The sequence below is a fragment of the Pseudomonas sp. 10C3 genome, from assembly GCF_036346185.1.
Taxonomy (GTDB): domain Bacteria; phylum Pseudomonadota; class Gammaproteobacteria; order Pseudomonadales; family Pseudomonadaceae; genus Aquipseudomonas.
Window position 1 is genome coordinate 82049 of sequence record NZ_JASJVE010000019.1, and the last position, 14536, is coordinate 96584.

Here is a 14536-nt window from a genome sequence, read left to right on the forward strand (position 1 = left end):
AATGCTGCTTTTCTCGCTGGCCGATGCTGACATTTATAAAGATGTGTTTAATCGTCTCTCGAAAGCTGAAGTAAAAAATGGTAATTCGATTTGTGGTGATGGTTTGAAAGGTACTGTTATTTTGAAACTGGCTTGAATACACTAAAGATACTAATCTAGAAGAGGTCTCCAATGTCTAAACTCGCAGAATTTCGCCAGCTCGAAAAACACCTAGCCGAACAGCTCCAAGCGCTCGAAGCACTGAAAGGTGACGCTGGCCTCAAGAAGGAAATTGAATTCGAAACCAAGCTGCGTGAGCTGCTTGCTCAGTACGGTTACAGCCTGCAGAACGTGATCAATTTGCTTGACCCACATGCAGGTCGTCGCGCGCCAGCAACCGAGTCAAAATCCGGCACTCGTAAGCCACGCCAAGTGAAGGTCTACAAAAATCCGCATACTGGTGAAGTAGTAGAAACCAAGGGCGGGAATCATAAAACGCTGAAGGAATGGAAAGCCGAACACGGCGCTAACACCGTGGAGTCTTGGCTGACTAAGTGATCTTTGTTTGAGTACAAAAAGGCCCGCTAAGGGCCTTTTTTATAGCTATAGAGGTTCATTTCATCTAGCGTTAGTGAGCGTACGCTCGCAGGTGCGGCACTAGAAAGAAACTTCTCCAGTCAGCCTAAGAATACGACTTCTCCCCAACTGGCTCGCCGTGTATTTCTCCTGAAGAAACGAAATAGCCTTGGTCAGTCAAGTTACTGGCATTGAGCTGTAAAGACGTTTTCTTGCCCAGTAAGTGGCCGATCTTCCAGGATGCAAAGGCGTCCTGGGTGGTGTAGTCCGGAAACCCGAAGGAGTTGTTCAGATCTCCCGCCCGCTTGCCTACATAACATGCTCCGGTGGCTAAGGCGCGGCCTGCTCTCAATAGGACTGCAGGCACCTGGTAGGTCAGGTACGCTCTCGATGTGATCCATGGCCGCTTTCTTGGCAGCCTCTGCATTTCTGGTCGAAAGAGCGGCAATGATTTCGTCGTGCTCATCGGTGACCACCTTCAAATGAGCGCTGAAGCCACAACTTTGTACGATGAAAAAATCGGAAAGCTCGAAGTTCGCCAGTTGTCGGGTCGAGACGATGGGAGAGCGTGCCATTGCATGAAGCAGCCGGTGAAACTCGACATTGAGATTGCGGTAGCTATGTGAGATGAGCTGTTTGTTCGTAAAGCGGAAACACCCAGCGCTGATTGTCTGCGCCTGTTAGCGTCAAGTTGGAGGGGCTTAGCGTCGCGACGGAAAGTACGTCTCCAAAAATCCTAGATACCCATCCAGATCGAGTGGATAGGATTCATCTGAGGCAACAATTCATTTTTGTTGAGCGTGATGGCTACCTGGGGTCGGTTGAAGATATTCCTGAACCTCACGAGTTCAGCGCGCGCTTGAGCCTCGGACATGCGGGTTACTCTCATGATTATGATCTGGATTACCAGGAACACGACCACGGACACGCGCATTCCGAACTGGAAGGCTTAGAACTGTCGATTGATGGTTATCAGGATGCGCATGAGCTTGCTCATGCCAACGATATCCGTAAGCGCTTCACCAACCGTGAAGTCAGCACTGGTCAGATCATCATGTTCGGGTTGACCGGGGGCTGATTCCTTGCCCTGCAGCTATCACCGTTTTGCTGCTCTGCCTTCAGGTCAAAGAAGTCGCCTTGGGGGGTGTGCTGGTACTGTGCTTCAGCATTGGTCTGGCCCTTACGTTGGTAACCGTCGGTGTGGCTGCGGCCATTGGCGCGAAACAAGCCTCCAATCGCTGGCCTTGGCTGGGCACAGTTGCGCGTCGTGCACCATACTTTTCCAGCGTACTGATCATTGGTGTTAGCCTCTACGTGGGTGTCCATGGCTGGATCGGCCTGAACGCATAAGGCTCAGTTGGGTGAGCGGGGAATTGAACACATGAGCTGGAAGAATGGACTGAGCCAATCGGGCGTATTGGCCGCTCTCGGTGCAGCCGTGCTGTTCGGCGCGGGAACACCGCTGGCGAAAATGCTGTTGAACAGTGTCAGTCCCTGGTTGCTAGCGGGCCTGCTTTATCTTGGTTCAGGGCTGGGGCTAACGCTATATCGCTTGCTGAGCCGCGCACCCAGCGTAAGTCTGCCACGCAACGAAGCGCTCTGGTTCGCAGGAGCGATTGCAGCGGGTGGCATTGTTGGGCCGGTATTGTTGATGGTGGGACTAGCCGGCATGCCCGCATCCGGCGCGTCACTGTTGCTCAACGCCGAGGGTGTATTTACCGCCCTGCTCGCGTGGTTTGCCTTCAAGGAGAACTTTGACCGGCATATTGCCTTGGGCATGATCGCCATCGTGGCTGGCGCGCTCGTTCTGAGTTGGCCAGGTGAAGCGCATTTTTCCGGCTTATGGCCAGCGCTGGCAATCTTAGGCGCCTGCTTTGCCTGGGGAATTGATAATAACCTGACCCGCAAGGTGTCGCTGACAGACGCAACCTGGATTGCGTCGGTTAAAGGCTTGGTCGCTGGAACGGTCAATCTAGTCTTGGCTTTTGTTGTAGGGACGACGTTGCCGCCGCTGCCCAACTTGGTAGGAGCGCTGGCGGTAGGCTTTTTTGCCTATGGCGTGAGCTTGGCGCTGTTCGTCATAGGCCTGCGTCACCTAGGCACCGCCCGCACGGGGGCTTACTTCTCTGTGGCTCCGTTCCTAGGAACATTGCTTGCTGTGGCGATGGGCGATCCCGTCACGCTGCCGCTGCTAATCGCCGGATCGCTAATGGCCGTTGGCATTTGGTTGCACCTGACCGAACGCCATGAACATAAACACCAGCACGAGGCAATGGAGCACGAGCACGAGCATGTACACGACGAGCACCACCAACATGCACATGATGAACCCGTCACGCCGGGCACCAAACACCGACATTGGCATCAGCACCAGCCCATGGCCCATGATCATCCGCACTTCCCCGACGCGCACCACCGACATGACCATTAAGTGCGTAGGTGGTTTGCAGGCTGGGCGGTGGGCCAATAAACGAGCTTTATCAAGCGGGCCGTTGTGGAATGGGGTATCTGACAATATGTCGGTTTGCTCCGTATACCGAAACTCGTCTCAGGCATAACTCAGCGCCCCTCCCGTCGTAAAAGAGGTTCCTGACGCGCGGAGTGCAAAAAAAAGAGAGCCCCTTCTTAGGGGGTTGGACGCGGGTAACCGCGTCTGACTACCCGACAACCAGATCCGGCCATGGGCTCTTGGACGCAAGAACTGGCTCTTTGCAGGATCGCTACGCAGTGGAAAACGGGCGGCGGCGATCATGAGTTTGAACCAGTCGGCGCGGCTGAATGGGCATGATCCGTATGCCTATTTGAAGGACGTTCTCATGCGTCTGCCGACGCAGCGGGCGAGTGAAATCGATCAGTTGCTGCCGCACAAGTGGCAGCCAGCTTGATCGCGCCAGGCGGGTTGCCCGGGGCGCATACTGTCTCCTCCCCGAGCCCTGCGGTTGTCCTGACTGAACCGTGCAATGCATTCACGCGACGTCGTGCCAAATCATTCCAATGTTGATAGCGCTCAGGGAACAAAGTATCTAAAGCGCTCGAATACTATTTGGCGATAGCCGCACCAAAAGCGAGCCAGCGATCTTTTGATAGGGTGCGAGCCTCCTCAAACAACCAGTCTCGAAAGGCCTTTAATCTCGGTAGGCTTACACATTCCGAGCGATAGACAACGTAATAGGCCAATGGAGAGACAAACTGAATGTCCGGAAACAAGCGGATCAACCTACCAGCAGCCAGATCATCTTGCGCCATGACGCTGCGCGCAAGCGCAATCCCTTGCCTATCTATTGCCGCTTGAAGCACCGCTGCAGAGTTGTTGATCTTCATCCCCCGCTGCGTCGATAGGTCTTTCATCCCAACCGTTTGCAACCAGGTAGCCCAAGTCGTGAATCCGGCGTGTCCGTCCATCGACAGGTCATGAATCAGGGTTTCATTTGCCAATTCAGCCAGCGTTTGCAAACAGTCCGGCGTATTTTTCAGTAGAGGTGAGCAAACAGGGTAGATTTCCTCGTCCATAAGTTTTTCTGCGATCAGTCCAGGCCAGTGACCGGCACCATATCGCACTCCGATATCGATTCTTTGAGTCAGGAAGTCTACTGCTTTGAGCTGCGTATCAAGCCGGACGTCAGTATCTGGCCAAGCGGCGTGGAAGCGTTCAATTCGCGGCAATAACCATTTGGCGGCAAATGCGGGACTGACCGTGACCGTCAGAACCCCGCTGGGTGAATTCTCCCTCATCCGTTCCATGCCCAACGTAAGCCGCTCGAATCCAGCCCGAATGTCAGGGAGCGCACGCTCAGCAGCCTCCGTAGCGACCAACCGTGCCTTGCCACTGGAGCCTCGATGGAACAGGGGCGTGCCTAACCACTGCTCAAGGGTGCGCACTAGCTGCCCAACGGCTGCCGGGGTGACGTTCAACTCTTCGGCAGCAACAGAAAAGCTTTGATGACGAGCACTGGCTTCAAAAGCCCGCAGTGCATTGAGATGGACGGGCGCTGCCATAGCGGTAAACCTTTTCTTTATCGACCTGACACTTTATCTCGTTTGTACCGCCATCGATAGAGCTCAATAATTCGCTCGTACCTAAGCAGCACATCGTAGGGGCGGATGATTAAGGGCCACGTTTTAAAGGCTGATGACCGGTTCTCGGTTTCCCGCATAGCCTCACTCACTATCTGGAGTATTTAAATGAGCAATCAATTCACCGGCAAGAAATTATTAGTCGTCGGCGGCACCAGTGGAATGGGCCTGGAAACCGCGCGACTCGTATTACAGCAAGGCGGTAACGTAGTCATCGTGGGCAGCCGTGCAGAGAAAACCGAGCAGGCTCGTCAGGAGCTGGCAGCATTCGGCCAGGTGAGCGCGCTGACTGCAAATCTGACCGACGCACAGGGCCTGGCAGCGCTGCTCCAGGAAATTGATCAGCATCACGCTGACTTCGACCTTCTGGTCAACGCGGCGGGCGTATTTTTCCCTAAGCCTTTTCTGGAGCACCAGGACGCCGACTACGATCAGTATATGCAGCTGAACAAGGCCTCCTTCTTCATCACCCAAAAAGTCGCTGCCAACCTCGTCGCCAAGGGGCGTCCCGGCGCAATCGTCAATATTGGTTCCATGTGGGGCAAGCAGGCTATCGCCGCCACTCCGTCCTCCGCTTATTCGATGGCAAAAGCCGGCTTGCATTCGCTGACTCAGCACTTGGCGATGGAACTCGCATCCAAGCATATCCGCGTCAATGCCGTATCGCCTGCGGTGGTGCAGACCCCTATCTACGAAGGTTTCATTCCCAAGGCTGAGGTTCATTCAGCGCTGCAGGGCTTCAACAGCTTCCACCCAATCGGACGAGTGGGGACTCCTGAGGAGGTAGCAGAGGTGGTTGCCTTCCTGTTGTCCGAAAAAGCCAGTTGGGTCACAGGTGCTATCTGGGACGTCGATGGCGGTGTAATGGCCGGGCGTAATTAATTTAGATCCAAGCATGCCTTCAGAGGCAGGCATGCGCGATTGCTATCACTTGAATCGCCTGGAGACACTGCAATGATGTAAGACTGGAATGCCTATCGCGACGCTCTTCTTGATCGCGTTGGTGAATACGCGAAACAAAGTCCCGATGTTGTGCGTGGTTTGACGACGATGGACGGCGCAGCTGCCAAGACTGGCCATCTGGATGCCAAGCCGCATGAGTTGATCGCATTGGTTGTGGCGGTGACTACCTGCTGTGATGGCTGTATCAGCATCCACACCAAGAAGGCTGTCGAACATGGCGCAACCCGGGGCGAGATTGCCGAGGCACTAGGTGTTGCCATCGCGCTCAATGCAGGCGCTGCATTGGTGTATTCGGCAAGAGTCCTGGAAGCACACGCTCAACTGCCTGTTGCTTGAGAATCGATACGCGGCGGCGGTGATCACCTTCGCCCAATACCTGCATGTAATTCCCTGGAGAACAGCCGTGCTCATCAATGCTGACTTTACCCAGCGTGCTACTGTCGCTGCTCATGACTACAAATGGGTGGCATCGCCACAGCCAGGCGTAGAGCGAGTCATGCTTGATCGAGTCGGCGGCGAAAGAGCTCGTGCAACGAGTATTGTTCGCTACTCAGCCGGTTCCAGTTTTGCCCCTCATCAACACCCTGGTGGAGAAGAAATTCTCGTGCTTTCCGGTACGTTTGTAGACGATGACGACAGCTATCCTGCAGGCTTGTATCTGCGCAACCCTCCGGGTTCCAGTCATGCGCCTTCCAGCCCTGAAGGCACGGTCATTTTCGTGAAGCTTTGGCAGATGTCTGCTGATGAGCAGGTCAAGGTGCGGATCGACACGCGACGGCCAGATGCATGGCAACAAGAAAGCGGCCGCGAGGTCTGCCCGTTACATGCCAGTGAATCCGAGGCTGTTTGTCTGGTGCGCTTACCTGCGGGTGCACTGTTATTCGATACTCCCGTCGAGAACTCCGAGCTTTTGGTCTTGGCTGGAAGTTTGGTCGAAGCCGGACGGCATTACGAGGCTGGCAGCTGGCTGCGTTTTCCATCGGGAGAACACCCGAAGCTGTATACCGCAACAGAGGGGTGCACGATCTATTTTAGGCGTGGACGCCTGATCGGGCTCTCAAGCAAGGCATTACCATGAACCGGATTCGCATCGCGATCATCGGCGGCGGCATCAGCGGGCTATACGCGGCTCATTTACTCGAATCCCAAGGCATCTATGATTATGTCTTATTTGAAGCCCGCGAGAGACTCGGAGGACGGGCTTTATCCGTTGCCCTTGAGGGCACAGTCGCAGGCTTATCAGATCCCTCCGACCGCTTTGACCTAGGGCCGTCTTGGTTTTGGCCCGATTTCCAGCCACAGCTTGACAGCCTGGTAGCCGATCTCGGCCTAGAGCGGTTTGTGCAGAACGTACAAGGCGATAGCGTGATCGAGCGCATTGCCGGAGCGAGGCCCATACGCACGCAGGGCTACTCTACTTCGCCGCCTTCGGTACGCTTACTGGGAGGCATGGCGGCTTTAGTCGATGCGCTTGCTGCCAACGTAAATCCCGAAAAAGTGCGCATGGGATGGGCAGTACGTCGTCTCCATGCCTGCGAGCAGCACTTGGAAATAGAGAGTGAGAGCGGGGATGGCCGCCGAGAATCATGGGTGGTCGAGCATATTCTGTTAGCCGCTCCACCGCGATTGCTGGCCCAAGACATAGACTTTTTACCAGGGCTTCCCCCTTCGGTTGCGCAGCTATGGCGAAGTACCCCAACCTGGATGGCTCCTCACGCCAAATACCTCGCCGTATTCGACTCCGCATTCTGGAACAAAACCGGATTGTCCGGACAAGCACAGAGCGCAATAGGCCCTATGGTGGAGATTCATGATGCCTCGTCGCCTGGTGGACATGCTGCGCTGTTCGGCTTTATAGGCATCCCGGCTCAGATGCGCAACGTAATGCCTAAAGAACAGTTGCAGACAATGTGTCGCGCTCAGTTGGTACGGCTTTTCGGGCCGGAGGCGGGTAAGCCTGTGGCTGAATTCCTCAAAGACTGGGCGCAGGATCCTCTCACCTCTGTTGCTCAAGATTTGCTCGACGGAGGGCAACACTCAATCAGCCTGGAAGCAACAGTCGATTCCTCCCCTTGGGCGGGGCGGTTGATTGGAATTGGCAGTGAATGGTCACCGCAGTTTCCGGGGTACATCGCAGGCGCCATCGAAGCAGCTGCATTAGGCGTGCGCCTGATGCTCCAAAAATAGAGCTGATCGCGCTCGGCGGACTCGGCCATTTCACACGGATACCCAAAGGATCTCTCATATGAACGAAGCGACTCTCGTGCTGTCGGAGCAAACTCAAAGCCGCAACATCTGTATGCGTCCGGGCATCCCGTCTTGCGTAACTAAACGGGTTGCCATTTATGCGGCAGCAACTCGGAAATCTCACTCGCCCGCTGCGTCGGCAGGCGCGTGAGAACGTCCTTCAAATAGGTATACGGATCATGCCCGTTTAGCCGTGCTGATTGGATCAAACTCATGATCGCCGCCGCACGTTTTCCGCTACGCAGGGAGCCTGCAAAGAGCCAGTTTTTTCGACCCAGAGCCCATGGTCGGATTTGGTTTTCGGCCCAATTATTGTCTATGGGTACGGCCCCGTCATCGAGGTAACGCGACAGCGCCGCCCAGCGTTTTAGGCTGTAATCTAAAGCTCTGGCGATAGCCGAACCATCGTGCACGATCTGACGCTGGGCGATCATCCAGGCATGCAGGGCATCCATCACCGGCACGGCTTTTTCTTGCCGTCTCAGGCGGCGAAAATCAGGCTCTAGATCACGGACTTCACGCTCGACTTCATACAGCAGCTGGATGTATCGCAAGGCTTGTTCTGCCAGTTGGCTTTTGTGCGTGGCGTGCAATTCGAAAAACTTGCGCCGCGCATGGGCCATACAGCCGATCTCGGTCACGCCGAGTTCAAAACTGGCCTTGTAGCCGCCAAAATCGTCGCAGACCAACTTGCCTTTCCAGCCTTCCAGGAAGTTGCGGGCGTGTTCGCCTGCGCGGCTGGGGCTGAAGTCGTAAACGACCGCCGCCAAGTCCGAAAACTGGCTGGTAGCGTAGGCCCAGACATAGGAGCGATGGGTTTTCTTTGCGCCGGGCGTGAGCATCTGTACCGGCGTTTCGTCGGCGTGGATCACGCCGTGTGCAAGAACGGCATCACGCAAGGCATCCACCAGCGGCTGCAACTGCACACCACAGTTGCCAACCCATTGCGCCAAGGTTGAGCGAGCGATGACCAGGCCAGCTCGACCAAAAATCGATTCCTGACGATAGAGCGGTAGATGGTCGGCGAACTTCGCAATCATGACATGGGCCAGCAGCCCTGCGGTCGGGATGCCCTTGTCGATAACGTGCGCCGGAACCGGTGCCTGGATCAGCGTTTCGCAGTCATCACAAACCCACTTGCCTCGGATGTGGCGTTCGACAGTGAACACGCCCGGCGTGTAGTCGAGTTTTTCGCTGACATCCTCGCCAATACGCTTGAGGGCGCAGCCACACTGGCAATGGCTATTGTCGGGTTCGTGATGGATCAGGGGGCGCTGGAACTCCGGCGGTAACGCTGTGCGCTTAGGCTTTTGCTTTGTTTCGGTAGGAACGGAAGGTGTTTGCAGTGCCTGAAGCTCAGCTTCAATCGCAGCGATATCGGTATCGATCAGATCGTCCAGCAAGCTGGCTTGTTGCGGATTTAACTGCTCGCTGCGCTTGGCAAACTTGAAACGTTTGAGCTGTGCAATCTCGTGGGTCAGCTTCTCGATCACCGTTTGGTCACGATGAATCTTTTTGCCCATTGCCTCGACTGCCTGATCGAGACTTTCGACACGCTGCATCAACTGCGCCGCCAAAGCACGCAGTTGTTCAGGGTTTAGTTGGTCGAGATTGGGGAGCGAATTCATACCGCCGATTTTGCCAGAACAGGCTAATACCGACGATAGATCCATCGGACAATTGCACGGCCCGACTGGCTATGGCGGGCGTTATAGGATGGAAATTGCGCCACTTGGCCCGACTCTTTGCCAAGGCAAACCCAGCACTAAAGCTTGCAACTGTTCCGCACCCAACTCCACCTGAGTACCGTGTCGAGAACCCGGCCAGACGAACTTGCCCTGGTGCAGACGGCGGGCCGCCAGCCAGATACCCAACCCGTCATGCACCAGCACTTTCATGCGATTGGCGCGGCGATTGGCAAACAAATAAGCACAGTGCGGCTGCGCCGCACCGAACACTGCCACCACTCGTGCCAGAGCAGTTTCGGTGCCGGCACGCATGTCCATGGGTTCGGTGGCGAGCCAGATTGAATCGATGCGGATCATCGCAACAGATCTCGAAGAAAAGTTGCACAGGCCGCTGCGTTTTCGGTTGGCCAGCTCACTTTGACGGTGCCACGCGGGTGTGGGATTTCGAGGCAAATAGTGGCTGGATTGATATCTGAGCGAGAGACGGGCGATTGTAGAGCCAGCGGAATGAAGGCTGGTTGCTTGGCAACACTTGTCTGCGATTGCAGTCGAATCCACTTATGGACGAGGTTTGCGTTGATGCCGTGGCTCAGTGCGACGCTGGCAATCGAAGCGCCGGGCTGGGCGCACTCTTGGATGACCTGGGCCTTGAAGGATTTGGAGTAAGAACGACGTGGTGGTTGCATGCGATACCCGCTTAAAAGGCTAGAACTGGTGTCCACTTCAATTTAGGTGGACACCATCGCCTTTGGCTCTGGGGTCAGGAAGATGTGTTGGCCGGACGCATACGCCAGTACGCGTCATTATTCTCGTTGAGCTGGTTGGAGTGGTTGTCGTTGTCGCTTTTGGAGCTCATGGTTTTTCCCTCGATAGCTGATTTACCCACCTGATGGAATACATGCGGGTGAAACCAGTATTGGCTGGGACACATACGCGCCAATAGGGATCCAGCGAGGAAATTTCGCCCAGCACCTCGTTCATGAGCCGCCAAATCATCACACGTGCCACCGCATGACAGATGCGAACAGAGGGTCACATACGCTTACCCCGTTCGCCATGGGTTACCTTTCGATTTCCTCGACCGGATAAGGGTCAGCCTTATGCACAAGGACGTAATTTAGGAAGTATTCAGGCCGGCGTGTCGTCTACTTCATCATTCGGTTAGATTGTCGAGCCTGAGCCCCCTAAGGAAAGACGTGCAATGAGGCGAATCGAGAGTACGCGAGCCCCTGGTGAGACTCGCCGAATGCTGCGTGAGCGATTGTCACGATTTTTGCCAACAAACCCAGCATCTGCCAACGTCCGACACCAGGCAGCACGGCCTCCAGTATCGGACATGGAGGTGGTAGACCTTTATTTGAATCTTGAGTTTTTCCCCGGCGATGAGCTCTCTCGAGGCCAAAGCTTGTACGAGCAAGCGTCTCAATTACAGGCCATTCCTGCGGCATCAGCACTCTTACTTCAACCGGAGCTTGTAGCGCCTGTTGATGATCCTGAAGAGGAGGAGTTGAGCCCCGCAGTACCTGACTCCCTTGAGGCTGTTGGTGCGAACGAAGTACCGGCCGAGCCGGTGATCTCTGTTCAAATCATTGCTGCATCACCAAGCCTTGACGCCCTTTCTCCATCACCATCGTTCAACGAACTCGTTGAGCACGGTTGGATTCTAGTTTCATGGGGGCGATTCACGGTGCCGAGAGACATCGTGATGGCTGTTCTCCACAATCCGCAAACTGTGGGAACCGCCTTCAGATTACTGATTGAAGAGCGCGATCGAAATGTCTTTCGGCTAAAGAGTGGGTTCAACCCGAGCGGCGTTCTTCGCGATATCGCCGAGGACGTCGTTGCAGAACGGTATCAGCTTGGTGCGATTGCATCCGTCTCGCGAGATTGGATAGCCGCAAGACTCTGGGACGCCAGCTCTGGGGTGAAGAACGGTCTGAGCGTTGATCAACGTATAAGCCAGTGGATAGACAGATGGCAGTTCTTGAATTGGCCACAGTTTGCGATGAGCAGCCATCTTGAACCTGCGTCATTTGAGGAGTTTGTAGACGCAGCGATGGAAGTGCTAACGGTGCCCTCGACGACACCTGGATGGGATGAGTTCAGACGCGCGGCTGGAGCGCCAACAGCTCTTCTCTTCCAGCATCAAGGACGGGTTCTGGACAACATTGTTCCTGCCATTCCGGCAACGACGATCAACCGTATTCAGTGGATGGAGCGAGGAGCTCCAGAAAAAACGTTTCATGAATATCTGGGCACCAGGGGTGCAAGTCTGCTCACCGTGCTTCTCAATGAACTTCAGGGCGCAATGTTTGACCCATTAGGGCTGTCGTTGCGCCTGATGGATTTTGTCGTCGACCGTCCGGTCTTGCTCCGACAACTAGCGATGACGGCTCAGCGAGCACCGGCCTTGCTTGCCGACATGCTAATGGCTCCGTCAACGTGCACGCTAGCTTGCAGCCTCATTGCAAGCTGGGAATTTAATGATGGTGGTTGGAACAGGGATTTCCAGGTGCACGCCAATCGCACAACCGAGCTACTGGCTTTCGAAGATGCGCTGGCGCTTCTGGGTGGTCATCTTGACGCAGGTTGTTTGCGCTCAAATGAGGTGGCGGCGCTATACCTGTACGTCTATGAACTGGCATTTGCCCCTCGACAATCGACCCATCGAGACACGATGTTGTCATTGCTTCGAGAAGAAATAACTGCAGCAGATAACGGCGTTCAAGACGCAGTTGTGGCCGACTTAATTATTTTTTCTACAGCAGGCCTAGATCCAATGACCGCATTCTGTGCTGCGCTCGACTTGGCTTCTGACGGCGGCTGTGCAGATCGAATTTCCCCCTCCGAAGTGGTATCACTTTATCTAGACGTAGTGATGCCAAAGGGTGAGCGCCTGGGCCTGCGAAAATTGGAACCTAAGAGTGCACGGTCGTTGGTCGCTCTCGCCTTTAGGTGCGACGAAACCCTTCGCAGTCGGTTCCTAGGCGCTATCGATTTGCCCACATGGCTCCAGATGGCTCCTACGTCTGAACAGGAACAGTATGCATACCACGACCTGCTGATAGGTCGTATCAGGTTGCATATTAGAGTCATATCCCGGGCGATAGCAGAGTGGCCGAACGAAATACCAAATGAACTCGTGGGGGCTCTGGGTAATGCCATACACGCAGGGGCAATGGATCGGCCGGAGCGAAACAGAGTCGATGCATTTGTTCTTCGGCAAGAGTATGGATATACGTGGGGTGCCGATGAGAGTCCCATTGCTCTAGACCTGGCGGCCGCACTCGGAAAGCTTCAGGGAGGAGCCTTACAACGCGTCGTCACCCAGCTCTGCCAAGTAGAGGAACCAGCCGTTCTAGCTGGCATTATTGCTAACACTCCAGCAGCACTGAATGAGCAAATCAGGGCGCACCTTCAAACTCTGACACCTACCACTTCGTCCGATGTTTGGAGCTTGCGAGAGTTACAAGGCCGAGTAGAAGCACTGCTGAATGCAGGACTGCCTGACATTGCTGAAACATTTATAGTTGTCGAGCGTAGCGCTGTGACCTGGGGGCCAGTACCGGGCCGACAAATATCGTCAATGAGGACAGATCTTCGGCTCATGTTTTTGCGAGAGCGCTGGCTCGAAATAGCTTCGTACAATTTTCCTGAAGGGATGTCTGACAGTCTGAGGCAAGAGGCAAACGACGTGTTGCTGTTTTACCAAGGTCTGGCAGGGCTTAAGAATCCAGAAGGTAATTTGCAAACGTCTGAGGCGATATTTTTAGGGCTAACGCAACGTAACCGGGGCGTCCCCGCGTACCACACAAACCTCTTTGCCTGCAGGGTTAACCGCCTCCTGAACAGCGATGCCTTTCAGTTACTGTCTGGAGAAGCGCTCAGCGAAGCCCGGCTGTATCTTTCTGAATCAGTGCGAGTGACGCGACCTCTCATTCAGCACTCAGCGTCTGATCTGAAGGCGCTAGAGATGAACCGAGTAATGATGCTCTTGGCAGTCAATCGACCCGGGGAGTGTCTTCAAGTTCTGCTGGAGTTGAGAGAAACAAACTTCGACGAGAACATTGAAGGCTTCAGGGCACTCGCGCTGGCTCGACTGGGTAGCAAGAGAGAGGCCCTTTCTGTCATCACCCAAGCTGAAAACACCTTTGGTCGCACCGTGTTCCTGTGCGCAGTTAGAGAGAACATAGACACTCATCGACCCTACGCAACCGCTCCAAACCTTGCGTTGGATGATGACCCAGTACCGGGAATTCGCCAAGCGTTTGAGGCATTCACTCGGCTAGGTCACGTTGAGCAAGCCGAAGTTCTTCAATCTCGTGGCCAACTTGACCTTTACTTACTTGATGAGATTCGCGGAGCGTGTGCAAGCCTCGTTGCCTTAGCTCCCATGATGAGGGGGCTCGGTCTAGTGCGTTTTGAGGACGATATTTCAGCCGTCTTGAAGCAAATTTTACGTTCTCGCTTGCTACTTCAAAAGTGGGTGGTGGAAGACCAGCCTCGTGGCGGGTACTCTGGTTCGGGCGGCGTGGGTGAGCGAGACATCGTAGTGAGCAACGGTACTGCGACGTTGGCGGTAATCGAAACAGTCGTCACCGATTTCGTCAATAAGGGTAACCTGACCTCCCATTTCAACAAACTGTTGGGGTACGACACATGCCGATTCTTCTTTCACATCACGTATGCACGTCGATCAAATTGCGCGGCCATCCTCGCCCATTTGAGGGCGGCGTGTACTACTCCTTCGAGCGGTATTAACTACATTAATTCGTCTAACCTAGGCGACTTCGATTCGATGCCAGTGGGATTTAAAGCCCACTACGAAATTGACTCACGCCATATTGTCGTAGTCTTCTTGGCGCTGGAGATAGGTCAGCACATCCAGCGGGCTACTGCGGCATCTCAATGACGGCGGTGTGTTGGCGCCGATGCCGAACGTGATCCACGTGCCAACGCCAGACCGCCCCCACCTCCAATCGCTACAACTCCAGCACAGGCAATGGTTC

At 54.8% G+C, this 14536-nt stretch carries 12 protein-coding genes and 4 pseudogenes; 10 read left to right on the forward strand and 6 right to left on the reverse strand.

Translation table 11 applies throughout. The features are described from left to right. The first annotated feature begins 1 nt into the window (after window position 1). Both QN399_RS19175 and QN399_RS19180 read left to right on the forward strand, forming a co-directional pair. Window positions 2-136: a hypothetical protein gene (locus QN399_RS19175; protein WP_322178495.1), complete on the forward strand. Its 135-nt coding sequence runs from the start codon at window positions 2-4 to the stop codon at window positions 134-136. Between the two features lie 35 nt (window positions 137-171). Then, window positions 172-537 carry a histone-like nucleoid-structuring protein, MvaT/MvaU family gene (locus QN399_RS19180; protein WP_322178496.1) on the forward strand — a complete coding sequence of 122 codons (366 nt, stop codon included), beginning with the start codon at window positions 172-174 and terminating at the stop codon, window positions 535-537. A 124-nt stretch (window positions 538-661) separates the two neighbouring features. Here QN399_RS19180 and QN399_RS19185 read toward each other — a convergent pair whose 3' ends face one another. Both QN399_RS19185 and QN399_RS19190 read right to left on the reverse strand, forming a co-directional pair. Then, window positions 662-1021 carry a TonB-dependent receptor gene (locus QN399_RS19185; protein ID WP_330201428.1) on the reverse strand — a complete coding sequence of 120 codons (360 nt, stop codon included), beginning with the start codon at window positions 1019-1021 and terminating at the stop codon, window positions 662-664. After that, a pseudogene (locus QN399_RS19190) lies at window positions 1002-1130 on the reverse strand (GntR family transcriptional regulator); the annotation flags it as partial. The gene QN399_RS19185 and the pseudogene QN399_RS19190, both read right to left, overlap by 20 nt. Window positions 1131-1345: 215 nt before the next feature. Here QN399_RS19190 and QN399_RS19195 point away from each other — a divergent pair. From QN399_RS19195 to QN399_RS19205, 3 genes and pseudogenes are all read left to right on the forward strand, one after another. Beyond that, a pseudogene (locus QN399_RS19195) lies at window positions 1346-1905 on the forward strand (nickel/cobalt efflux transporter); the annotation flags it as partial. Between the two features lie 31 nt (window positions 1906-1936). Beyond that, window positions 1937-2986, forward strand: a complete 1050-nt coding sequence (locus QN399_RS19200) for a DMT family transporter (protein ID WP_322178498.1) — start codon at window positions 1937-1939, stop codon at window positions 2984-2986. Between the two features lie 214 nt (window positions 2987-3200). Further along, window positions 3201-3440: pseudogene (locus QN399_RS19205) on the forward strand (transposase domain-containing protein); the annotation flags it as partial. 154 nt (window positions 3441-3594) lie between these two features. Here QN399_RS19205 and gcvA read toward each other — a convergent pair. Continuing rightward, on the reverse strand, window positions 3595-4551 hold the full coding sequence (gene gcvA, locus QN399_RS19210; RefSeq protein WP_330201429.1) for a transcriptional regulator GcvA: 957 nt from the start codon (window positions 4549-4551) through the stop codon (window positions 3595-3597). Between the two features lie 186 nt (window positions 4552-4737). Here gcvA and QN399_RS19215 point away from each other — a divergent pair, with 186 nt between their 5' ends. The 4 genes and pseudogenes from QN399_RS19215 (at window position 4738) to QN399_RS19230 (ending at window position 7779) form a co-directional block, all read left to right on the forward strand. After that, entirely contained in the window at window positions 4738-5511 is a 774-nt protein-coding gene (locus QN399_RS19215) for an SDR family oxidoreductase (RefSeq protein WP_330201430.1), read from the forward strand. Between the two features lie 75 nt (window positions 5512-5586). Further along, a pseudogene (locus QN399_RS19220) lies at window positions 5587-5928 on the forward strand (carboxymuconolactone decarboxylase family protein). 67 nt (window positions 5929-5995) lie between these two features. After that, window positions 5996-6670 carry a cupin domain-containing protein gene (locus QN399_RS19225; RefSeq protein WP_330201431.1) on the forward strand — a complete coding sequence of 225 codons (675 nt, stop codon included), beginning with the start codon at window positions 5996-5998 and terminating at the stop codon, window positions 6668-6670. Beyond that, window positions 6667-7779, forward strand: a complete 1113-nt coding sequence (locus tag QN399_RS19230; protein ID WP_322178502.1) for an FAD-dependent oxidoreductase — start codon at window positions 6667-6669, stop codon at window positions 7777-7779. Before QN399_RS19225 ends, QN399_RS19230 begins: the two co-directional genes overlap by 4 nt. Window positions 7780-7919: 140 nt before the next feature. Here the strand turns inward: QN399_RS19230 and QN399_RS19235 are convergent, their stop codons facing one another. From QN399_RS19235 to QN399_RS19245, 3 genes are all read right to left on the reverse strand, one after another. Further along, the gene (locus tag QN399_RS19235; RefSeq protein WP_330201432.1) at window positions 7920-9467 is read right to left on the reverse strand and encodes an IS66 family transposase; all 1548 of its coding nucleotides are present in this window, start codon (window positions 9465-9467) and stop codon (window positions 7920-7922) included. Between the two features lie 81 nt (window positions 9468-9548). Continuing rightward, complete coding sequence (gene tnpB, locus QN399_RS19240) at window positions 9549-9884, reverse strand: IS66 family insertion sequence element accessory protein TnpB (protein ID WP_236255050.1); 336 nt, start codon at window positions 9882-9884, stop codon at window positions 9549-9551. Then, window positions 9881-10213, reverse strand: a complete 333-nt coding sequence (locus QN399_RS19245) for a transposase (protein WP_236255051.1) — start codon at window positions 10211-10213, stop codon at window positions 9881-9883. The genes tnpB and QN399_RS19245 overlap by 4 nt, the downstream gene beginning before the upstream one ends. Window positions 10214-10863: 650 nt before the next feature. Between QN399_RS19245 and QN399_RS19250 the strand changes: the two genes are divergently transcribed. Beyond that, entirely contained in the window at window positions 10864-14439 is a 3576-nt protein-coding gene (locus QN399_RS19250) for a hypothetical protein (RefSeq protein ID WP_330201433.1), read from the forward strand. Window positions 14440-14536 lie beyond the last annotated feature (97 nt).